The sequence below is a fragment of the Bradyrhizobium sp. HKCCYLRH1030 genome (genome assembly GCF_051168395.1).
In the GTDB taxonomy this organism is placed as follows: Bacteria; Pseudomonadota; Alphaproteobacteria; order Rhizobiales; family Xanthobacteraceae; genus Bradyrhizobium.
This window is the reverse complement of the sequence record NZ_JBNPUY010000008.1, coordinates 77471-99809: the sequence shown is the minus strand read 5'-3', so window position 1 is coordinate 99809 and position 22339 is coordinate 77471. Positions and strand designations below refer to the sequence as shown.

Sequence of the window (22339 nt, the reverse complement as noted above, 5' to 3'; positions counted from 1 at the left end):
GGCGGCCCCGCTCTTCCCGTTCCCTCCCCCCTTGTGGGGGAGGGCCAGGGAGGGGGGGTGGCTCCGGGCGAGACTGCCGTTGTGGACCCCCACCCCCAACCCCTCCCCGCAAGGGGGAGGGGGGCGCAGCTGTGCACGGAGCTAGGGCAAAGCCTCAAGCGGCCTTCCCCTGCGCCAGCGAGGCGAAAGTCTTGCCTTCCTCCGCGAGCTGCTTCAGCAGCGGCGCCGGCTCGAGCGAGGGATCATTGGTCTCCTTGGCATAGAACGCCAGCCGCTCGGCGATGTGCTTCAGGCCGACGCTGTCGGCCCAGTACATCGGGCCGCCGCGATAGATCGGCCAGCCATAGCCGTACAGCCAGACCACATCGATGTCGGACGGACGCGCGGCAATGCCTTCGGCGAGGATCTTCGCGCCCTCGTTGATCATCGGATACATCATGCGCTCGAGGATCTCCTCGTCGCTGACCGCGCGCCGCTTGAGGCCGAGCTTGGCGAGCGTCTCGTCGATCAGCTTCTCGACATCGGGATCCGGCAGCGGCGCGCGCGAGCCCGCCTCATATTTGTAATAGCCCTTGCCGGTCTTCTGGCCGAAGCGGCCGGCCTCGCACAGCGCATCCGCGATCTCGCTCTTGATGCCGCGGTCCTTGCGCGAGCGCCAGCCGATGTCGAGACCGGCGAGATCGCCCATCGCGAACGGGCCCATCGGCATGCCGAACTTGGTGACGACCGCGTCGACCTGCTGCGGCAGCGCGCCTTCGAACAACAGCTTCTCGGCCTGCTTGCCGCGCTGCGCCAGCATGCGGTTGCCGACGAAGCCGTCGCAGACGCCGACCACGGCCGGCACCTTTGCGATCTTGCGCGCGATCGACACCGCGGTGACGAGCGCATCCGGCGCCGTCTTCTCCGCACGCACGATTTCGCACAGCTTCATGACGTTAGCCGGCGAGAAGAAATGCATGCCGAGCACGTCCTGCGGCCGGCTGGTCTCTGCGGCGATGGCGTCGATGTTCAGATAGGACGTGTTCGAGGCCAGCACCGCGCCCGGCTTTGCGTATTGATCGAGCTTGCCGAACACTTCCTTCTTCACCGCCATGGTCTCGAACACCGCCTCGATGACGAGGTCGGCGTCCTTGACGTTCTCGAGACCGACCTTGCCGTCGATCAACGCCATGCGCTTGGCCGGTGCATCCGCCGGGATGCCGCCGCGCGCGGCGGTCGCCTCCCAGTTCTTCTGCATGACGCCCATACCGCGCTTCAGCTGCTCCTCGGCGGTCTCGATCAGCGTGACCGGAATGCCAGCATTGGCGAACGACATCGCAATGCCGCCGCCCATGGTGCCGGCGCCGATGATCGCGACGCGCTCGACCTTGCGGCCCTTGGTGCCCTCGGGCACGCCGGCGATCTTGGCAGCCTCGCGCTCGGCGAAGAACGCATAGCGCTGCGCCTTGGACTGATCGCTGGTGAGCAGCTTGAGGAAACCTTCGCGCTCCTTCTTCAGGCCCTCGTCGAACGGCAGGTCGATCGCATAGCCGACCGCGTCGGCCGCTGCGAACGGCGCCTCGAGCCCACGCGACTTCTTGGTGATCGCCGCCACCGCACTGGTGAAGATCGTGCGATCGGCCTTGGCGGCCGCCAGCTTGGAATCGTCATCGCGCAATTTGCGCAGCGGACGGTTCTCCGCCACCACCTTGCGCGCGAAGGCTTCGCCGCCCGATGCCGGCCCCTCGACGATCTCCTCGATCAGGCCCGCCTTCAGCGCTTCCACTGCGCCGATCGGGTCACCGCCGACGATCATCTTGACTGCGAGCTCGGGGCCTACGGCGCGCGGCAGGCGCTGGGTGCCGCCCGCGCCCGGCAGCAGGCCGAGCTTCACCTCGGGCAGTCCGAGCTTCGCCTCCTTGGTGGCGACACGATAATGACAGGCGAGCGCCACTTCGAGACCACCGCCCAGGGCCGTTCCATGAATCGCCGCAATGACCGGCTTGGGGCTGTTCTCGATCGTGCTCAGCACGTCGTTGAGCGCCGGCGGCTTCGGTGGCTTGCCGAACTCGGTGATGTCGGCCCCGGCGATGAAGGTACGGCCGCCGCAGGTCAGCACGATCGCCTTGATCGCGGGATCGGCGATCGCCGCCTTGACGTTGTCCAGGATGCCGCCGCGAACTGCGGCACTCAGCGCATTGACGGGCGGGCTGTCGATGGTGACGATGCCGATGATGTCATGACGGTCAAGCTTTGCCACTTCGCTCACGCGTAAGCTCCTTGGGATGTCGTTTCTTTGCGGCCGGTTAACGCACCGGCCAATTCTTGGCTCTTCATTTGCGCAGAGTATCAGCCTTGCTTGCGTCTACCCGCTGCCGAACATCAATTCCGCAGTGCGAAATCTAATTCCACATCTTGACATCCAGGGTTATTTTGAAGCACGAGCGTTGTCAACGAGGCTCATCAATCAACAGCCGATGACATGAAACGCCCAGGGAAGAAACCCGCGACCGATCGGAGCTTCGTCGTCGCGCTGGCGCGCGGCCTCGACGTGCTGCGGGCGTTCCGGCCGAATGACGGCCTGCTGGGCAATCAGGAAATCGCCGCGCGCACCAACCTGCCGAAGGCGACGGTCTCGCGCCTCACTTACACGCTCACCAAGCTCGGCTATCTCACCCCGGTGCCGCGCTTCGAGAAATACCAGCTGGCCCCAGCGGCGCTGGCGCTGGGCTACGCCGCGCTCGCCAATCTCGGCATCCGCCATCTTTCCGAGCCGTTCCGCGAGCAGCTGATGCGCGAGACCGGCGGCGCGGTGGCCATCGGCGGCCGCGACCGGCTGAGCATGATCTATTTCGGCCAGAGCCGTCACGGCGTCATCAACGTTCAACTCGACGTCGGCTCGCGCATTCCGATTGCAACGACCGCGATGGGCCGCGCCTACATCTGGGCGCTGCCGGACGAGGACCGCGCCGCGTTGATGCGGGAGATGCGCGAGCATTACGGCAGCCGTTGGCCGAAGATCCGCGACGGCATCGAGCGCGCCGGCGAGACCGTTGCGAAATATGGCTTCACGATCTCCGCCGGCGAATGGCAGGACGACGTTCATGCGGTCGGCGTCGCGTTGCGGCTGAACGACGGAACCGGTCCCTACGCCGTGAATTGCGGAGCACCGGCATTCCGCTTCACGGAAGAGCGCTTGCGCACCGACATTGGACCTCGTCTCGTCGCGATGGTAAGGAACATCGAAGCGGCGCTCGGCGGCCTCGCGCCGTCAACTAATCAAACAAGCAGCCCATCAAACAAAGAACTCAATAAAAAGCCGAAGCCAGGAGGAAAAGTTGCCCGTGTTGCCGAGGGTATCAGATAGCCTGCATCATCGCGGTCGGCTGGCGCCGCGTCCTGACCTGAACGATTTGGGGAGGGGCGAGACGAGATGACGCAGGCACAACTCGCCCAGACCAACGATCCGCTGCTCGTCGTCCGCGACGTCAGCGTCGTGTTCGGCGGCATCGTGGCGCTGAACGGCGTCTCGTTCGAGATGCGCGAGGGTCAGATCCTCGGCCTCATCGGCCCGAACGGCGCCGGCAAGACCACCCTGTTCAACTGCCTCAGCCGGCTCTACCAGCCGAGTTCCGGCGACATCCTGATGGAAGGCCACAGCATCCTGAAGCGGCCGCCGCACCGCATTGCCGAGATCGGCATCGGCCGCACCTTCCAGAATGTCGCGCTGTTTCCCAATCTCTCCGTGCTCGACAACGTCCGCGTCGGCACCCATGCGCGCACCTCCAGCGACATCATCTCGGATTCGCTGCGTCTGGCCTGGGTCCGGCGCAGCGAGAATTCCGTCAACACCAAGGTTCACGAAATTCTCGCCTATCTCGACCTCGAGGAGGTCGCGCACAAGACCGTGTCCGGGCTGCCGTTCGGCACCCAGAAGCGCGTCGAGCTGGCGCGCGCGCTCGCCGCCGATCCCAAGATCCTGCTGCTCGACGAGCCCGCCGGCGGGCTCAATCATGAGGAAGTCCATGTGCTGGGCGATCTGATCCGGCGCATTCGCGACGACCGCAAGGTGACCGTGCTGCTGGTCGAGCATCACATGGGACTGGTGATGTCGATCGCCGACCACGTCGTGGCGCTGAATTTCGGCCGCAAGCTCGCCGAGGGCACGCCCGCCCAGGTGCAGGCCGATCCCGACGTCATCAAGGCCTATCTCGGGAGCAAGGATCAATGACGCCGCTGCTCAACGTCAAGGACCTGCGCGCCTATTACGGCCAGGTCCAGGCCCTGCACGGCCTCTCCTTCTCCCTCAACGAGGGTTCGCTGACGACCCTGCTCGGCGCCAATGGCGCCGGCAAGACCACCACCCTGCGCGCCATCTGCAACATGGTGCGCTCGACCGGTGCGATCGAGTTCGAGGGGAAGCCGCTCAACAACAAATCGACCGAGAGCATCGTGCGCTTCGGCATCGCGCACGTGCCGCAGGGCCGCGGCACCTTCACCAACATGACGGTGGAAGAAAACCTGCAGCTCGGCGCCATCACGCGCAGCGACAAGGCGGGCATCGTCGCCGACATCGAGCGGATGTACTCCTACTTCCCCAAGCTGAAGGAACGCCACACCCAGCAGGCCGGCACCTTATCCGGCGGCGAGCAGCAGATGCTGGCGGTGGCCCGCGCGCTGATGCTGCGACCCAGGCTGATGCTGCTCGACGAGCCGTCGTTCGGCTTGGCACCGCTGGTGGTCCGCGACCTTTTCGGCATCCTCGGCAAGATCAACCGCGAGGAAAAGGTCTCGATCCTCGTGGTCGAGCAGAATGCGCAGCTCGCGCTCGAGCTCGCCGATCGGGCCTATGTGATCGAGACGGGCCGCATCGTCATGTCGGGCGCGGCCTCGGACATCGCGAAAGACGAGAACGTCCGCAAATCCTATTTGGGCTACTAACGGAGGCGGGACAATGGAGCTCTTCACCAACCAGGTCCTGGCCGGCATTGCGACGGGCGCGATCTACGCCTGCATGGCGCTCGCCGTCGTGATGATCTACCAGGCCATCGACCATCTCAACTTTGCGCAAGGCGAGATGGCGATGTTCTCGACATTCATCTCCTGGCAGCTGATGCAATGGGGCCTGCCCTACTGGGTCGCCTTCGTGGTGACGCTGGCCTTCTCCTTCGCCGGCGGCATCGTGATCGAGCGGGTGCTGTTCAAGCCACTGACCAAGGCGCCGATCCTGACCCAGGTCGCCGGCTTCATCGCGCTGTTCTCGATCATCAACTCCTGCGCCGGGCTGATCTGGGACTTCACCATCAAGCAGTACCCGACGCCGTTCGGCTCCTCGCCGTTCCTGGGCAGCCAGCTGATCTCGACCCATCAGGCCGGCATGATCGGCATCACCCTGCTGCTCCTGATCGGGCTGTACTTCTTCTTCCAGTACACCCGTGTCGGACTTGCGATGCGCGCGGCCGCAGCCTTGCCGGAATCGGCGCGGCTGGTCGGCATCAACACCTCCTGGATGATTGCGCTCGGCTGGGGCATGGCGGCCGCGATCGGCTCGATCGCCGGCATGCTGATCGCGCCGGTGGTGTTCCTCGAGCCCAACATGATGGGCGGCGTGCTGATCTACGGTTTCGCCGCGGCCGTGCTTGGGGGCCTCACCAGCCCCTTCGGTGCGGTGCTCGGCGGCTTCCTGGTCGGCATCTTCGAGAATCTCGCCGGCACCTACATTCCCCACGTGGGCAATGAGATGAAGCTGCCGATCGCACTGGCCCTCATCATCTCCGTCCTAGTCATCAAACCGGCCGGCCTGTTCGGCCGCAACATCGTGAAGCGAGTCTGATCATGAGCGCAGTCGAGGACATCGCATCCCAGGCGCCCGCGGTCGATGCCGTTCCGAAGCGGGCCATGACCTTGAGTTCCGGCACCACCTTCGTCGTCGTGCTTCTGCTTCTCGTGGTTCCGCTGTTCGTCAAGAACTTCATCATCTTCCAGATGACGATGCTCCTGATCTACGGACTCGCCGTGCTGGCGTTGAACATCCTGACCGGCGGCTCCGGACAGTTCTCTCTCGGGCAGAGCGCGTTCTATGCGGTCGGCGCCTATACGTCGGCGATCCTGATGGAGCAGTACAATGTCAACTACGCGCTGACCCTGCCGGTCGCCGGCGTCATCTGCTTCGGCTTCGGCTTCCTGTTCGGCCAACCGGCGCTGCGGCTCTCGGGCGTGTATCTCGCGCTCGCCACCTTCGCGCTCGCCACCGCGATGCCGCAGATCCTCAAGCTCGGCTTCTTCGAGGAATGGACCGGCGGCGTGCAGGGCCTCGTCGTCACCAAGCCGGACGCGCCGTTCGGCCTGCCGATGTCGCAGGACATGTGGCTGTACTACTTCACGCTGGCGATCACGATCGCGATCTACGTGTTCTCGGTGAACCTATTACGCTCGCGTTCGGGGCGGGCTTTCATGGCGATCCGCGACAACGAGATCGCAGCGTCCGCCATGGGCATCGACGTCGCGACCTACAAGACGCTGGCGTTCGGCGTCAGCGCCGGCATCACCGGCGTCGCCGGCGGCCTCGGCGCCATCGCCGTGCAGTTCGTGGCACCCGACAGCTACACGATCGTTCTCGCGATCTCGCTGTTCCTCGGCATGGTCGTCGGCGGCGTCGGCTGGCTGCCCGGATCGTTCGTCGGCGCGGCCTTCATCATCTTCGTTCCCAACATCGCCGAAGGCATTTCGAAGGGCCTGTCCGGCGCGGTGTTCGGCGTGCTGCTTTTCCTCGTCATCTTCCTCGTGCCGCACGGCTCGCGGCAGGTGGCGATGGTGGCGCAGCAGCTGCTCGGCAAACTCAGAAAGAACTAAGGAGGAACTCTTGCAGGTCGTTCAACAACTACGAATCGCCGCGATCGCGACGGCGGTCATCGCCCTCACCTCGGGCGCAGCACTCGCCCAGAAGAAATACGACGCCGGCGCGTCGGATACCGAGATTAAGATCGGCAACATCATGCCCTATAGCGGGCCGGCGTCCGCCTACGGCGTGATCGGAAAGACCGAGGAGGCGTATTTCAAGAAGATCAACGCCGAGGGCGGCATCAACGGCCGAAAGATCAACTTCGTCAGCTATGACGACGCCTATTCGCCGCCCAAGGCGGTCGAGCAGGTGCGCAAGCTGGTCGAAAGCGACGAGGTCCTGTTCGTCTTCAACCCGCTCGGCACGCCCTCGAACTCGGCGATCCAGAAATATCTCAACGGCAAGAAGATCCCGCAACTGTTCGTCGCCACCGGCGCAACCAAGTGGAACGACCCGAAGAACTTCCCCTGGACCATGGGCTGGCAGCCGAGCTACCAGAGCGAGGGCCGCATCTATGCGAAGTACCTGCTCAAGGACAAGCCCGGCGCCAAGGTCGGCGTGCTGTTCCAGAACGACGATTTCGGCAAGGATTATCTGAAGGGCCTCAAGGATGGCCTCGGCGACAAGGCCGCGTCCATGATCGTCATGGAAGAGAGCTACGAGACCTCCGAACCCTCGATCGACGGCCACATCGTCAAGCTGAAGGCCTCCGGCGCCGACGTCTTCTTCAGCGTCACGACGCCCAAGTTCGCGGCGCAGGCGATCAAGAAACTTGCCGAGATCGATTGGCATCCGACGCATCTGGTCGTCAACGTCTCGGCCTCGGTCGGCAGCGTGATCAAGCCGGCCGGCTTCGAGAACTCGCAAGGGATTCTTTCGGCCGCCTATGCCAAGGACGCTGCGGATCCGCAGTGGAACGATGATCCCGGCATGAAGAAGTTCTTCGACTTCCTCGCGCAGTATTATCCCGACGCCAACAAGCTCGACAGCTCGACCGTCTATGGCTACGGCGCCGCACAGACGCTCGTGAAGGTGCTGCAGATGTGCGGCGACGACCTCACCCGCGCCAATGTGATGAAGCAGGCCGCCAGCCTGAAGGACTTCGCGCCCGACACCTTGCTGCCGGGCGTCAAGATCAACACCTCGGCGACCGACTTCGCGCCCATCGAGCAATTGCAGATGATGCGGTTCAAAGGCGAGAAGTGGGAGCTGTTCGGCGAGGCGATCAGCGGCGCCATCGAGTAATCGTGCAATCGAGCATCGCCGCCGAGAGCGGTGCCGATCTCAACCTCGCCCTCCGCGCCATCCGCGCGGAGGGCTTTTTCGTAGGTCGCACCGACGATGCCATGAACGGTGGACAGACACCGTTTAGCTGATCTCAGGCTGTTCTCGCAGAGCAATCACCCGCCCAAATTGTGCGCGCTTCTCGCAACTGCGCAGATGTTGCGCGGACGCGGACCGATAAAACACGGACCGTGCCGTGATGTCGCAACCACGCCGCGGCGGCTCTGCTATAGTCCCCCGACACACGAGAGCTTCCGTCAAGGAGGCCACGGCACGTCATCCAGAACCAACACGGGAGAAACGCACCATGATGATCACGCGACGGGCCGCCCTTGCCTCGGCTGCCGCCATCGTTCTCGCCTCGAGCTCCGCAATCGCCGCCGACAAGAAATACGATACCGGCGCCTCCGACACCGAGATCAAGATCGGCAACATCATGCCCTATAGCGGGCCGGCCTCGGCCTACGGCATCATCGGCAAGACGGAAGCGGCCTACTTCAAGAAGATCAACGCCGAGGGAGGCATCAACGGTCGCAAGATCAACTTCATCTCCTATGACGACGCCTATTCGCCGCCGAAGACGGTTGAACAGGCGCGCAAGCTGGTCGAGAGCGATGAAGTGCTGTTCATCTTCAATTCGCTGGGCACGCCGCCGAACTCGGCGATCCACAAGTACATGAACTCGAAGAAGGTCCCGCAGCTGTTCGTCGCCACCGGCGCCACCAAGTGGAACGATCCGAAGGATTTCCCCTGGACCATGGGCTGGCAGCCCAACTACCAGAGCGAATCCCGAATCTACGCAAAATATCTGCTGAAGGAAAAGCCGGACGCCAAGATCGCGGTGCTGTATCAGAACGATGATTACGGCAAGGACTATCTGAAAGGGCTGAAGGATGGGCTTGGCGCCAAGGCCGCCTCAATGATCGTCATGGAGGAGAGCTACGAGACCGCCGAACCCTCGATCGACAATCACATTGTCAAACTCAAGTCCACCGGGGCCGACGTATTCGTGAACATCACCACGCCGAAATTTGCGGCGCAGGCAATCAAGAAGGTCAAGGAGATCGACTGGAAGACGCTGCATATCCTCAACAACGTCTCCGCCTCCGTCGGCAGCGTGCTGAAGCCGGCCGGCTATGAGAATTCGCAGGACATCATCTCGGCGGCCTATCTCAAGGACGTCTCCGATCCGCAATGGAAGGATGACGCCGGGATGAAACAATTCCTCGACTTCATGGCAAAGGATTTCCCCGAGGGCGACAAACTCGATGGCGGCACCGTCGTCGGCTACAGCGTGGCCCAGACGCTGGTGCAGGTGCTGAAGCAATGCGGCGACGACCTCACTCGCGAGAACGTCATGAAGCAGGCCGCATCGCTGCGCAACTTCCGCACCGAGATGCTGCTGCCTGGCATCACGATCAACACCTCGGCGACCGACTTCGCACCCGTCAGCCAGCTGCAACTGATGCGCTTCAAGGGCGAGAAGTGGGAGCTGTTCGGCGACGTGATCTCCGCGGACGTCGGCGGCTAACGACGAGACGCAGTTGAAACCGCCGCCTGCGGCCTCGCGCCGCAGGCGGCGCTCTCTCCAAGCATCTTTGCTGTCTTTGCCAAGAATTTCTTAAGCTAGGAGTTGAAAGAGAGGCGGTCATGCAGCGGCGGCGGTTACGCCGAGCGCGCGGCTGCGCTATGGGGACTCGTCCAGAGTGAAACGAGTCGCCCGCCTTGCGGGCGGATCCAACAACAAGGCCAAGCTCCAAGGCCGAGAAGGAGTCCCCAAGTGACCAGTGCCCTCACCCGCCGCACCGTCTCCAGCATGCTCGGTCTCGCCCTGGCTAGCGCAGTTGCCGGCAGCGCTCATGCCGACAAGAAATACGACACCGGCGCCAGCGACACCGAGATCAGGATCGGCAACATCGTGCCCTATAGCGGCCCCGCCTCGGCCTACGGCTCGGTCGGCAAGGCGATGTCGGCAGTGTTCAAGAAGGTCAACGACGAGGGCGGCATCAACGGTCGCAAGATCAATTTCATCTCCTACGACGACGCCTATTCGCCGCCGAAGACGGTGGAGCAGGCACGCAAGCTGGTCGAGAGCGACGAGGTGCTGTTCCTGTTCGGTGTGCTCGGGACTGCGCCCAACACGGCGATCCAGAAATACATGAACGCCAAGAAGGTGCCGCAGCTATTCGTCGCCACCGGCGCCACCAAGTGGAACGAGCCCAAGACCAATCCGTGGACCATGGGATGGCTGCCGAGCTATCAGTCGGAAGCCCGCATCTATGCCAAATATCTCACCGCGCAGCAGCCGACCGGCAAGATCGCAGTGCTCTACCAGAACGACGACATGGGCAAGGACTATCTGAAGGGTCTCAAGGACGGCCTTGGCGACACCTCCCGTGTGGTGCTGGAGGAGAGCTATGAGATCGCCGAGCCCACGATCGAGTCGCACATCGTCAAGATGAAGTCGGCCAATCCGGACATCGTCGTGCTGTTCACCACACCGAAATCCGGCGCACAGGCGATCAAGAAGCTCGGCGAGATGAACTGGAAGCCGCTCACCATCATCTCGAATGTCAGCGCCTCGACCGCGGCGGTGATGCGGCCGGCCGGCGTCGAGAACTCGCAAGGGGTGATCTCGGCCGCCTATGCCAAGGATGCCTCCGATCCGCAATGGGCCAACGACCCCGGTCTTGGCGCGTTCAGGGAGCTGCTCGCCAAATATCTGCCGGAAATCAACCCCGTGGATTCGTCGGCGCTGACCGGTTACAACATCGCCACCACAATGGTCGAGGTGCTGAAGCGATGCGGCGACGAACTGACCCGCGCCAATGTCATGAAGCAGGCGGCAGGCCTGAAGCAGTTTGCGCAGGGCGGGCTGTTGCCCGGCATCACGCTGACCACCGGTCCGGACGACTTCCAGCCGATCGAGCAGCTGCAGCTGATGCAGTTCAAGGGCGAGCGCTGGCAGTTGTTCGGCGAGGTCATGAGCGGCGAGCTGAAATAGGCTCTGCACGGCAGACGGGCGGCGCCGCATGACCAGCCGCCGTCCGTTGTTGCGCTCGATCTTCGATGCCGCCGTCGCCGCGGCGCATCCCAACGTCGTGCTGCCGGCATTCCTGCCGGCGGCTCCCAAAGGACGAATCATCTGCCTCGCCGCCGGCAAGGGCGCGGCCGCGATGGCGCTCGCGGCCGAGCGCCATTACCTGGACACGCTCGGGTTCGATCCCGCGAAGCTGACCGGCATCGCAACCACCCGCCACGGCCATGGTGTGCCGACCCGGCGGGTGAAGGTGATCGAGGCCGGACATCCGATGCCGGACGAGGCCGGGCTGAAGGCCGCCGACGAGACGCTGCAATTGGCGGCAACCGCCGAGCCCGGCGACCTGATGCTGGTGCTGCTCTCCGGTGGTGGGTCCGCCAATTGGGTCGCGCCGGTGAACGGTGTCAGCTTCGCGCAGAAGCAGCAGCTGACCCGCGCGCTGCTCCGCTCGGGCGCACCGATCGGCGAAATGAATACGGTCCGCAAGCATCTGTCGCGAATCAAGGGCGGCCGGCTGGCGCGGGCCGGGCAGAAGGCCGAGATCGTGACGCTGGCGATCTCCGACGTGCCGCATGACGATCCCTCGGCGATCGCATCGGGTCCGACGGTGCCCGATCCGACCACGCTGGCCGATGCCCGCGGCATCGTCGCCAAATACAAGCTCGAGGTCGACCCGGCGATCGGCCGGGCGCTCGATGATGCCGCCAATGAGAGCTGCAAGCCCGGCGATGCCGCCTTCGCCCGCGCCTCGTTCGAGCTGATCGCGCGCCCCGCCAGCTCGCTGGAGGCGGCCGTGGCCAGCGTCAAGGCCGCGGGCTACGACGTGCTCGATCTCGGCGCCGATCTCGAGGGTGAGGCCCGCGAGGTCGCGGCCGATCACGCCAAACTGGCACGCGAGGCCCGCGCGCTCGGTCGCCGCATGGCGATCATCTCCGGCGGCGAGCTCACCGTGACGGTGCGCGGCCAGGGCCGCGGCGGCCCGAACCAGGAATATGCCCTGGCGCTCGCCGACCTCCTCAAGGACATGGAGGGCGTCGCGGCGCTCGCCGGCGACACCGACGGCGCCGATGGCGGCGGCGGCAGCGCCTCCGATCCGGCCGGTGCGCTTGTCGATGCCGAGGTCATCGCCGCGATGCGGGCGCAGGGGCTGGATCCGCAGGCCTATCTCGCCAACAACGACGCCACCGCGTTTTTCGCCGCGACCGGCGGCCTGCTGCAGACCGGACCGACCCTCACCAATGTGAACGACGTCAGGGTCATCCTGGTCGATTGAGGGGCGCGACAGCGTCCTTCAGAACTCCTCCGCGATCTTGGTGAGCATCGCCAGCAGCGCGTCGCGACCATCCGGGCCCAGCAGCTCGTTGAGCCGCGCCTCATGCTTCGACACCACCAGCTTCTTGGCGCGGGCCAGCACGGCGCGGCCCTTCTCGGTCAGCATCAGGATGTGCGAGCGCCGGTCGTTGGCCGAACGCACCCGCGCACACAGGTCGCGGCTCTCGAGGCTGTCCAGCAAGGACACGAAGTTCGGCCGCAGGATGCCCAGGGTGTTGGCGATCTCGGTCTGGTTACGGCCCGGATTGGCGTCGAGCAGCAGCAGCACCGAGAACTGGGCCGGCGTCAGTTGCAGCGGCGCGACGCAGCGCAGGAAGTCCTCGAACACCTTCAACTGCGCCCGTTTCAGCACATAGCCAAGCAGATCCGACAGCTCGCCGAGCTGGACCGCTTGCGTCTCGTCGGCCGCTACGGCAGCTTCCTTGCGGCTTTCCCTCTTGCTGACGGGCTTGGCGCTATCGGCCATCACGGTCCGCCAAATTCATCGCATTTGCTTCCATCCCTGGTCTCGAATGCCGCAGCCGGAACAGCGGCCTTGAGATTATAATCGATAATTGTTATCCACTATATCAAACACGGGCAGCCCAATTCAACTGCCCAAGACCGGCGGACGGCGCAGGGCGCCGGCCGCGCCCGGTCACCACAGAGGGGGAGCGTCCTGTCTTGAACACAACGATCTTGCTGTTCCTGTTGCAGGACGGCATTACCAACGGCGCGATCTACGCCCTGCTCGGGCTGGCGCTCGTCCTGGTGTTTGCCGTCACCCGGGTGATCCTGATCCCGCAGGGCGAATTCGTCACCTACGGCGCCCTCACCTATGCCTCGCTCGCGGCCGGCCAAATGCCGGGCACCGCGAAGCTCGCCGTCGTGATCGGGCTCGCGGCCTTCGCCTTCGACCTCTACGCCATGCGCAAGACGCTGCACGCGCCGAAGATCGCGCGCACCTTCGGCCTCAACGTCGCCCTCCCTGTCGTCATTCTGCTCGCCAGCATGTGGGCGGCGAACCAGCGCATGCCCGCCGGCGTCAGCCTGGTGCTGTCGCTGCTGATCGTGGCCAGCATCGGCCTGTCGCTCTACCGCATCGTGTTCCAGCCGCTCGCGCACACCTCGGTGCTGGTGCTGCTGATCGCCTCGGTCGGCGTTCACCTCGCACTGCAGGGCCTCGGCCTGCTGTTCTTCGGCGCCGAGGGCCAGCGTGGCCCGACCCTGCTCAATGCCACGGCGACGCTCGGCTCGCTGCGCTTCACCGGGCAGGGCATGGCGGTCTACGGCATCACCATCGCCTTCATCGTCGGCCTCTGGCTGTTCTTCGGCCTGACGCTCTACGGCAAGGCGCTGCGCGCCACCGCCGTCAACCGGCTTGGCGCCCGCCTGGTCGGCATCCGCACCACGCTGTCGGGCCAGATCGCATTCCTGCTGGCCTCCACCATCGGCGCGCTCTCGGGCATCCTGATCGTCCCGATCACCACGCTCTATTACGACACCGGCTTCCTGATCGGCCTCAAAGGCTTCATCGCCGCGATCATCGGCGGCCTGATCAGCTATCCGCTGACTGCGGTCGCCGCGCTCGTCGTCGGCATCGTCGAGGCGTTCTCCTCGTTCTACGCCTCCAACTTCAAAGAGGTGATCGTCTTCACGCTGCTGATCCCGGTTCTGCTGCTGCGTTCGCTCGCCGCGCCCGCGGTCGAAGAAGAGAAGGATTGAGCCGTGCGCGAGCGTTGGCCTCTCATCGTCTTTGCCGTCCTCGTCGCGGCGATTCCGTTCATCCCGGGCATGCCGCCGTTCTGGATCGTGCTGCTCGACAATATCGGCCTGTCGGCGCTGGTCGCGATGGGGCTGGTGCTGCTGACCGGCGTTGGCGGTCTGACCTCGTTCGGCCAGGCCGCCTTTGTCGGCTTCGGCGCCTACACCACTGCGGTGCTGTCGGCCAATTACGGCGTATCGCCGTGGCTGACCCTGCCGCTGTCGCTGCTGGTGTCCGGCCTCGCCGCCGTTCTGCTCGGCCTCGTCACGGTCAGGCTGTCCGGCCACTATCTGCCGCTCGGCACGCTCGCCTGGGGCCTCGGCCTGTTCTATCTGTTCAGCAAGCTCGCCTTCCTCGGCCGCAACGACGGCATCTCCGGCATCCCGCCGCTGTCGATCGGCAGCTTCAAGATGCTCGATCCCGGCACGATCTATTTCGCGATCTGGGCCGCCGTTCTGATCTCCGCACTGTTGACGATGAACCTGCTGGACTCCCGCACCGGCCGCGCCATTCGCGCGCTGCGCCGCGGCCACATCGCGGCGGAAGCGTTCGGCGTCTATGCACCGCGCGCCAAGCTGCTGGTGTTCATCTACGCCGCCGTGCTCGCCGGCCTCTCGGGCTGGCTCTATGCGCACTTCACCCGCGCCGTGAACCCGACGCCGTTCGGCGCCCAGGCCGGAATCGAATATCTGTTCGTCGCCGTGGTCGGCGGCGCCGGCTATGTCTGGGGCGGCGTGCTCGGCGCGGCGATCGTCGTGGTGCTGAAAGAGGTGCTGCAAAGCTACCTCCCGCTGCTGCTGCATGGCGAGGGCCAGCTCGAGACCATCGTGTTCGGCATTCTCCTCGTCACGCTTCTCCAGCTCGCCCCGACCGGCCTGTGGCCATGGCTGACGGCGCGGCTGCCGTTCAAGCCGGTTGCCAAGCAGCCGGACACGTCGGTCAAACTGCCGGCGCGGGAGCGATCTGCGACGACTCCAAACGTGCTGCTGCAGGTCGACAACGCGCGTAAGCAGTTCGGCGGCGTGGTCGCGGTCAACAACGTCTCGTTCGATGTCCAGGCCCGCGAGATCGTCGCGCTGATCGGCCCGAACGGCGCCGGCAAGAGCACGACCTTCAACCTGATCACCGGCGTGCTGCCGCCGACCTCCGGCAACATCTCGGTGCTCGGCAAGGCCGTCGGCAACGCCCCGCCGCAGGACGTCGTCAAGCTCGGCATTTCCCGTACCTTCCAGCACGTCAAGCTGGTGCCGGATATGACGGTGCTCGAGAACGTCGCGATCGGCGCGCATCTGCGCGGCCATTCCAACGCGCTCACGAGCATGTTCCGGCTCGATCGCGGCGACGAAGCCAAGCTGCTCGCGGAAGCCGCGCGGCAGATCGAGCGCGTCGGGCTCGGCGACCAGATGCACCAGCTTGCCGGCTCGTTGTCTCTCGGCCAGCAGCGCATCGTCGAGATCGCCCGCGCGCTGTGCGTGGATCCGATGCTGCTGCTGCTCGACGAGCCGGCCGCCGGCCTGCGCCACATGGAGAAGCAGCGCCTCGGCGCGCTGCTGCGCGACCTCCGCGCCGGCGGCATGTCGGTGCTGCTGGTCGAACACGACATGGGATTTGTCATGGACCTCGCCGACCGCATCGTGGTGCTCGATTTCGGCACCAAGATCGCCGAAGGCACACCAGCCGCGATCAAGACCAATCCGGAGGTCATCAAGGCGTATCTCGGAGCCACCGCATGAGCACGCTGCTGGAAGTCACCGACGCCCATGTCTCCTACGGCAAGGTCGAGGCGGTCCGCTCGGTCTCGCTCACCGTGGCCGAGAACGAGATCGTCACCATCATCGGCGCCAACGGCGCCGGCAAGACCACGCTGCTCAGTGCCATCATGGGCGTGTTTCCGCTGAAGGGTCGCGTCTCCTTCCTGGGCGAGGACATGGCCCGGCTGGAGATCGAGGACCGCGTCGCGCGCGGTCTCTGTCTGGTGCCGGAGCATCGCGAACTGTTCGCCACCATGAACGTCGAGGATAATCTGCAGCTCGGCGCTTTCAGAATGTCGAAGGCCCACGCCGCACGCGGCTTCGAGCACGTCTACACGCTGTTTCCGAAGCTCAAGGAGCGGCGCAAGCAGCTCGCCGGCACGCTCTCCGGCGGCGAGCAGCAGATGCTGGCGATGGGCCGTGCCTTGATGGGCGCGCCGAAGATGCTGATGCTGGACGAGCCCAGCCTTGGCCTGGCGCCGATCATCGTCGCCGGCATCTTCGAAATCGTCGCCAAGCTGCGCCAGGAAGGCGTCTCGGTGCTGCTGGTCGAGCAGAACGCCAAGGCCGCGCTCAAGGTCGCCGACCGCGCCTATGTCATGGAGCTCGGCGAGTTCGTGCTCAACGGCAGGGCCAGCGAGATCGCCACCGACGAGCGCGTGGCGGCGAGCTATCTCGGCTTTGCCGAGGCGGCTGCGAGCTGAGCCTGATGTCGATGGGCTGAGGCGCTGCTTCAGGAGGGCGCCTCCTTCGACAGCAGGAAATCGACCATCACGCGCTCCAGCGCCCGGTACATGTCGGTGCCGGTCGCCGTCAGGCAGCCGCGCTGGCGCGCAGCGGCGATGAAGGGCGAGACCTCGGGCCGGGTGATGACACAGCCGCAATAGGCCGACGGGCTGACGGTCGTCATGTCGACCGGCAGAGGATCGCCGGGCTGCATGCCTGCCGGCGTGGCGTTGGCAACCATGTCGAAGCCTGTTGCGTTCATCGAGCCGACAACGGCGCGGCCTTTGCCCCGCTCGTTGAGGCGCGCGATCAGCACATCGCGGCGTCCGGCATCGCTGTCGTGAATGGCAAGCTCGCGCACGCCGGAATCGATCAGCGCCAAAGCGATTGCCGAGCCCGCACCGCCCGCGCCAATCTGTAGCGCGCGGCAGCCTGCAGCATCGAAGCTCGCCCCCTTCGCAGCGCCGATGAAGCCAAGGCCGTCGACCATGTCGCCATGCCAAAGGCCGTCAGGACCACGCCGCATCAGATTCACGGCGCCGATGAAATGCGCGCGCTCGGTGGCCGTCGCACAGGCGCGGTAGCAGGCGAATTTGTGCGGGATGGTCGCGACGATGCCGTCGAGATTCTTCACCCGTGTCATCGTCGCCAGGAAGTCAGTCAGGTCACCCGGCGCGACTTGGACCGCAACCAGGATCGCATCGCTGCCGCGCTCCGAGAACGCCTGGCTGACGCCGGCCGGCGCGCGCACCTGCGCGACGGGATCGCCGATGATGATGTGGAGCCGCGTGGCTCCGCTGGGGGCAGGAATCATGGTGGGGCTCCCAAAACGACAAAGATCATCGTCCAAATGGCCGAAAGGCCGGCTCACCGAGCCGGCCTTCCTCACTCGAAGATATCGTCCGTCCGGTTACTTCGCCGGGACGTATTTGCCATCCTTGACCGTCAGGATGATGCGGGCGCGGTCGTCGAGGCCGGAACGGTCCTTTTCGGTGAAGTTGTAGACGCCCTGCGAGGCCGCCAGGTCCTTCTCGGTCAGCAGCGCCTGGCGGATGGCCTCGCGGAACTCCGGCGTGCCGGGCTTGGCGGTCTTCAGCGCCACCGGGATGATGCGCTTGAGGATCTCGAACGCATCGAACGAGTGGCCGGCGAACTGGCTGCGGCTGTTCGGGCCATACTTGCCCTCATACGCCTTGTTCAGCTCCATGCCCGGCTTCTTGGTCAACGCGCTGTCGTCCTGCGTCTCAGGCGACATCACCGGACCGGACGCCATGATCACACCCTCCGCCGCCTTGCCGGCGATGCGGATGAAGTCCATGCTCGCGGCGCCATGGGTCTGATAGATCAGGCCGGTGTAGCCACGCTCGCGCAGCTCGGTCTGCGGCAGCGCCGCGGCGGTGCCGGAGGCGCCGACCAGGATGGCGTCCGGATTGGCGGCGACCAGCTTCAGCACCTGGCCGGTGACGGAGGTGTCGGGACGCGCAAAGCGTTCCTCGTCGGCGATGGTGATGCCCATCGGCACAGCCTGATTCTTCAGATCGTTGAACCAGAGGTCGCCGTAGGAGTCGGAGTAGCCGATATAGCCGACGGTCTTGATGTTGTGCGCCTTCATGTGCTCGTACAGCACCTTGCCCATGATCGGCACCGGCTGCGGCATCACAACCGACCATTTCATCCGCTCCGGCGTGACCGGGAACGGCGCCAGCCCGAAATGCGGAATGCCTGCCTCGTTGGCGACGTTGGACACCGCGATGGTCGGCGGCGTCAGCGCCGAGCCCATGATGATATCAGCCTTCGATTCCGTCACGAAGCGACGGGCGTTGGTCGTGGCCGTGGTCGGATCGCCGCCGTCGTCGAGCACGATCACCTTGAGCGGCACGCCGCCGATCTCCTTCGGCACGAACTCGAGCGCATTGCGCTCGGGGATGCCGAGCGCCGCGCCCGGCCCCGTCGTCGTCGTGGTGATGCCGATGGTGATCTCGCTGGTCTGCGCCAGCGCCGGCGCTGATGCCAGCATCGCGATGACGCCAGCCGCCGCCAGATAGGCCTTCCTCATAAAATCCTCCCTCAATCTTTTCGGTTCAGCTCGTGATCCGCCGATCCTGTTTGCAGTCCCGCCCCCTGTCTGGGGCATCTTCCAACACGACCGGCCGATATGTGTCCAAACGTGATCATAGCATTGAACACGAGAAGATCACTCCTCACCAGTCGACCAAAGCACGACAGCTGAACATCCTTAAGACGGCCGCATGTCGCACCCATTTCCGCGCCTCATTCCCCGAGAAACTTGGCTCGCATCTCCTCCGGGAAAGGTGCCGATTTCAGCTTGTCCGGGTCGGCCGGATCGCGCCCGACCAGCACCCGGGTCTCGAACCCTTCGATGGCCAGCGCCTCACCCTTGAACACCTTGTGGGTGACGTCGAAGGACGAGCGCTTGATGCTCTCGATCCGGCTCTCGATCGTGATCCAATCGCCATAGGTCGAGGGGATGTAGAACTTGGCGCGGGTGTCGACCATGGGGATGCCGACCAGGCCGTAGCGGCGGACGATGTCCTGCTTGGAGAACCCGGCCGCCTCGAACATCACCGAGGTCGCATCATCGAACATCGCGAAATAGCGCGGGTAGTAGACGATGTTGGCGGGATCGCAGTCGCCCCACTGGATCTGCACGTCGCGGCGGTGAACGAACATGTCTTGAAAGCCTCACACCATCGCCGATAGCGATCTGTAGAGTGGGCAACGGCGCGCAGCGCCGTGCCCACCATTTTCAGCGGCGGTGGGCACGCTACGCTTTGCCCACCCTCCGTTTCTCTACGTCGTCATTCCGGGGCGCGCGGAGCGCGAGCCCGGAATCCATCTCTCAGCAGTGCTAGACGCCGAATGGATTCCGGGCCCGACGCTGGCGCGTCGTCCCGGAATGACAACCACGTGGACGTCGGCGCGCGGCACTTACTTCGGCGCCATGCGCAGCGAGCCGTCGAGGCGAACGACTTCGCCGTTGAGGTAGGCGTTCTCGACCATGTGCAGCGCCAGCGCGGCGAACTCATCGGCATGACCCAGACGACGGGGGAACGGGATCGCGGCGGCGAGCGAGTCCTGGGCCTCCTGCGGCAGGTTGGCGAGCAGCGGCGTCAGGAACAGGCCGGGCGCAATGGTCAGCACGCGGATGCCGAACTGCGCGAGCTCGCGCGCGATCGGCAGGGTCATGCCGACGATGCCGCCCTTGGAGGCGGAATAGGCCGACTGTCCGATCTGGCCGTCATAGGCGGCGACCGACGCGGTGTTGATGACGACGCCGCGCTCACCGGTCGCCTGCGGCTCCAGCTTGGTCATGCCGTTGGTGACCAGACGCAGCATGTTGAACGAGCCGATCAGGTTGACCTTGATGACCTTCTCGAAATCGGCCAGCGGCATCGGGCCGTCACGTCCGACGACGCGCTTGGCGACGCCGATGCCGGCACAGTTCACCAGCACGCGCGGCTGCTGGCCGAGCGCCTCGACGGCCTTGGCAACGGCCGCTTCCGCGCCGGCGGCGTCCGAGACGTCGCAGACCACCGGCACGCCCTTGATCTCGGCCGCGACCTCCTCCGCCAGCTTGGCGTTGAGATCGAACACCGCGACCTTGGCGCCCTGCGCAGCGAGCTTGCGGGCGGTGGCGGCCCCGAGGCCGGAAGCGCCGCCGGTGACGATGGCGGCATGGTCCTTCAACAACATTGTCGTTTCTCCCTTGGATGCGTCGATCAGCCGGCGATGATGATGTCGTCGTCCGGCGTCGCGGCGTAGATGCGTTCGATCAGGTCCTTGCGGTTCTCCAGCACGGCGCGCTGGTTGATCGATCCCTTGTCGGTGACCTCGCCCTTGTCGATCGACAGCGGCACGCCGAGCAGGACGGCGCGCGTGATGCGCGTCGATGAGCCGGTCGCGGTCTGCAGGAATTTTGCGAAGCGCTGACGGAAGGCCTCGATGATCAGCGGATCGGCCGCCGTGGCGGCGAGGTCGTCGAACGGCAAGGTCGCGTTGATCAGGCGGCAACCATCGAGATCGAGCACGACGATTGCGGCGATCTCGTCGCGGTTGATGCCGGCGATGATCACGTCGCGCGCCAGCGGCGCGCACGCAGCCACGAAGCGGGCCCGCAACGGGCCGACGGAAACCCAGGTGCCGCTCGCCAGCTTGAAGTCCTCGGCAACACGGCCGTCAAAGTCGAAGCCGGCATTGAAGTCGTCGGGATCGACGGGCTTCAGCGCGTCGCCCATCTTGTAGTAGCCTTCGTCATCAAAGGCCGCGGCCGAGACCTCCGGCAGGCGCCAATAGCCCGGCGTCACGTTCGGCCCCTTGGCGCGCACTTCCATCTTGCCGTTGTTGGGAACGAGCTTGGCCTCGTTGCCGGAGACCGGCAGGCCGACATGGCCGGAGCGGCTGGTGCGCGGATTGACCGACATGAAGAACGGCGCGGTCTCGGTGGAGCCGAGGCCCGTCAGCATCGGCACGCGAGTGCCCGTCTCGGCCACCGAGAGCTCGTCGAGCTCGTTCCAGACATGCGGCGCCAGTGCGGCACCGGAGAAGAACATCGCGTGCAGCCGCTGGAAGAAGGACTTCCGCAGCGCCGGGTCCTCGCGGAAATAGGGCAGCAGCGACTCGTAGCCCTTGGGGACGTTGAAATAGACCGTCGGCGAGATCTCGCGCAGGTTTCGCACGGTCTCCTCGATGCCGCCGGGCACCGGCTTGCCTTGGTCGAGATACATCGAGCCGCCGTTGAATAGGGTCAGGCCGATGTTGTGGTTGCCGCCGAATGTGTGATTCCAGGGCAGCCAGTCGATGATCACAGGCGGCTCGTCCTTGAGGAAGGCGAGCGTCTCGCGGATCATCACCTGATTGGCGCAGATCATGCGCTGGGTGTTGATCACGGCCTTCGGATTGCCGGTCGAGCCCGAGGTCAGCAGGAATTTCGCGATCGTGTCCGGGCCGATCTTGTCATGGGCGGCGTCGAGGCCAGGAAACAGCGGCGATGCGATCAGATCGGCGAGCATCGTGATCTTGCGGCCCGGCACCGAGCCGAACGACGCCACGATCTCGGTGCCCTCGGGCACGTTGGCGATGAGCGCGTCCGCGAACTTGTCGGCGTCGTCGACGAAGACGAGGCCCGGCGTCAGCAGCTTCATCAGGTAGGCGAGCTTGCCGTAGTCGCGCGACACCAGCGAATAGGCCGGCGACACCGGACAGAACGGCACGCCGGCATAGAGCGCGCCGAACGCAACCAGCGCATGGTCGATCGAATTGCCCGACAGGATCATGACCGGCCGGTCCGGCGACAGCCCGCGCGCGAGCAGCCCGGACGCGATGTGCCGGCTCGCCGCCAGCAGCGTGGCATAGCTCAGCTCGCGCCAGCCCTCCGGGCCAACGCGCTCGGCCATGAACACGCGCTCGGGCGTGGCTTTGGCGAAGTGATGCAGCCGGTCGGTGATCCGCGGCGGATAGTCGCCGAGCGGCTGCTTCGGACGGAGATAGATGGTGCCGTCGTCTCGGCGGTCGACCGTGACGGCCGGGTCGTTGAACGAGATCGCGCGCAACGGATGAACACTGGCGCGGCGCGCCGTGTCGTCCGTTCCTCCCTGTGTGCTTGTTATTGTTTGTGCGGTCAT

Annotated in this window: 19 protein-coding genes; 12 read left to right on the top strand and 7 right to left on the bottom strand. The window is 65.1% G+C overall.

Annotated elements, in window-relative coordinates:
• Window positions 1-154: 154 nt before the first annotated feature.
• Window positions 155-2248: a 3-hydroxyacyl-CoA dehydrogenase NAD-binding domain-containing protein gene (locus ACQR1E_RS23160; RefSeq protein WP_316225805.1), complete on the bottom strand. Its 2094-nt coding sequence runs from the start codon at window positions 2246-2248 to the stop codon at window positions 155-157.
• A 213-nt stretch (window positions 2249-2461) separates the two neighbouring features.
• On the opposite strand from ACQR1E_RS23160, the gene ACQR1E_RS23155 reads away from it, so the two are divergent.
• From ACQR1E_RS23155 to ACQR1E_RS23115, 9 genes are all read left to right on the top strand, one after another.
• Complete coding sequence (locus ACQR1E_RS23155) at window positions 2462-3346, top strand: IclR family transcriptional regulator (RefSeq protein WP_315713776.1); 885 nt, start codon at window positions 2462-2464, stop codon at window positions 3344-3346.
• Between the two features lie 66 nt (window positions 3347-3412).
• Window positions 3413-4210, top strand: a complete 798-nt coding sequence (locus ACQR1E_RS23150) for an ABC transporter ATP-binding protein (protein ID WP_315713775.1) — start codon at window positions 3413-3415, stop codon at window positions 4208-4210.
• Window positions 4207-4920, top strand: coding sequence for an ABC transporter ATP-binding protein (locus ACQR1E_RS23145; protein ID WP_315713774.1), 714 nt, complete (start codon window positions 4207-4209; stop codon window positions 4918-4920). Before ACQR1E_RS23150 ends, ACQR1E_RS23145 begins: the two co-directional genes overlap by 4 nt.
• 13 nt (window positions 4921-4933) lie before the next feature.
• On the top strand, window positions 4934-5812 hold the full coding sequence (locus tag ACQR1E_RS23140; protein WP_315713773.1) for a branched-chain amino acid ABC transporter permease: 879 nt from the start codon (window positions 4934-4936) through the stop codon (window positions 5810-5812).
• A gap of 2 nt (window positions 5813-5814) precedes the next feature.
• Window positions 5815-6831: a branched-chain amino acid ABC transporter permease gene (locus ACQR1E_RS23135; protein ID WP_315713772.1), complete on the top strand. Its 1017-nt coding sequence runs from the start codon at window positions 5815-5817 to the stop codon at window positions 6829-6831.
• A 10-nt stretch (window positions 6832-6841) separates the two neighbouring features.
• Window positions 6842-8065 carry an ABC transporter substrate-binding protein gene (locus tag ACQR1E_RS23130; RefSeq protein WP_315713771.1) on the top strand — a complete coding sequence of 408 codons (1224 nt, stop codon included), beginning with the start codon at window positions 6842-6844 and terminating at the stop codon, window positions 8063-8065.
• A gap of 346 nt (window positions 8066-8411) precedes the next feature.
• Window positions 8412-9635 (top strand): ABC transporter substrate-binding protein, encoded by a 1224-nt coding sequence (locus ACQR1E_RS23125; RefSeq protein WP_434841736.1) that lies wholly within the window; start codon window positions 8412-8414, stop codon window positions 9633-9635.
• Window positions 9636-9884: 249 nt separating this feature from the next.
• A complete protein-coding gene (locus ACQR1E_RS23120) occupies window positions 9885-11108 on the top strand; it encodes an ABC transporter substrate-binding protein (protein ID WP_434841737.1) in 1224 nt (407 codons plus the stop codon).
• Window positions 11109-11136: 28 nt separating this feature from the next.
• A complete protein-coding gene (locus ACQR1E_RS23115) occupies window positions 11137-12417 on the top strand; it encodes a glycerate kinase type-2 family protein (RefSeq protein ID WP_315825949.1) in 1281 nt (426 codons plus the stop codon).
• Between the two features lie 18 nt (window positions 12418-12435).
• On the opposite strand, the gene ACQR1E_RS23110 is transcribed toward ACQR1E_RS23115, so the two are convergent.
• A complete protein-coding gene (locus tag ACQR1E_RS23110) occupies window positions 12436-12942 on the bottom strand; it encodes a MarR family winged helix-turn-helix transcriptional regulator (RefSeq protein ID WP_315713766.1) in 507 nt (168 codons plus the stop codon).
• 197 nt (window positions 12943-13139) lie between these two features.
• Here ACQR1E_RS23110 and ACQR1E_RS23105 point away from each other — a divergent pair, with 197 nt between their 5' ends.
• From ACQR1E_RS23105 to ACQR1E_RS23095, 3 genes are read left to right on the top strand one after another with little or no spacing between them, the layout of a single operon-like run.
• Entirely contained in the window at window positions 13140-14180 is a 1041-nt protein-coding gene (locus ACQR1E_RS23105) for a branched-chain amino acid ABC transporter permease (protein ID WP_316174607.1), read from the top strand.
• 3 nt (window positions 14181-14183) lie between these two features.
• On the top strand, window positions 14184-15953 hold the full coding sequence (locus tag ACQR1E_RS23100; RefSeq protein WP_316191708.1) for a branched-chain amino acid ABC transporter ATP-binding protein/permease: 1770 nt from the start codon (window positions 14184-14186) through the stop codon (window positions 15951-15953).
• Window positions 15950-16675, top strand: a complete 726-nt coding sequence (locus tag ACQR1E_RS23095; RefSeq protein WP_434897617.1) for an ABC transporter ATP-binding protein — start codon at window positions 15950-15952, stop codon at window positions 16673-16675. The genes ACQR1E_RS23100 and ACQR1E_RS23095 overlap by 4 nt, the downstream gene beginning before the upstream one ends.
• Window positions 16676-16704: 29 nt before the next feature.
• Here the strand turns inward: ACQR1E_RS23095 and ACQR1E_RS23090 are convergent, their stop codons facing one another.
• The 5 genes from ACQR1E_RS23090 to ACQR1E_RS23070 all read right to left on the bottom strand — a co-directional run bounded on the left by ACQR1E_RS23090 (window position 16705) and on the right by ACQR1E_RS23070 (window position 22339).
• Entirely contained in the window at window positions 16705-17511 is an 807-nt protein-coding gene (locus tag ACQR1E_RS23090; protein WP_434897616.1) for a shikimate dehydrogenase family protein, read from the bottom strand.
• A 96-nt stretch (window positions 17512-17607) separates the two neighbouring features.
• Window positions 17608-18753, bottom strand: coding sequence for an ABC transporter substrate-binding protein (locus tag ACQR1E_RS23085; RefSeq protein WP_315713761.1), 1146 nt, complete (start codon window positions 18751-18753; stop codon window positions 17608-17610).
• A 215-nt stretch (window positions 18754-18968) separates the two neighbouring features.
• A complete protein-coding gene (locus ACQR1E_RS23080) occupies window positions 18969-19388 on the bottom strand; it encodes an acyl-CoA thioesterase (protein ID WP_315825945.1) in 420 nt (139 codons plus the stop codon).
• A 258-nt stretch (window positions 19389-19646) separates the two neighbouring features.
• A complete protein-coding gene (locus tag ACQR1E_RS23075) occupies window positions 19647-20411 on the bottom strand; it encodes an SDR family NAD(P)-dependent oxidoreductase (RefSeq protein ID WP_434897615.1) in 765 nt (254 codons plus the stop codon).
• 26 nt (window positions 20412-20437) lie between these two features.
• Window positions 20438-22339: a feruloyl-CoA synthase gene (locus ACQR1E_RS23070; RefSeq protein ID WP_316169551.1), complete on the bottom strand. Its 1902-nt coding sequence runs from the start codon at window positions 22337-22339 to the stop codon at window positions 20438-20440.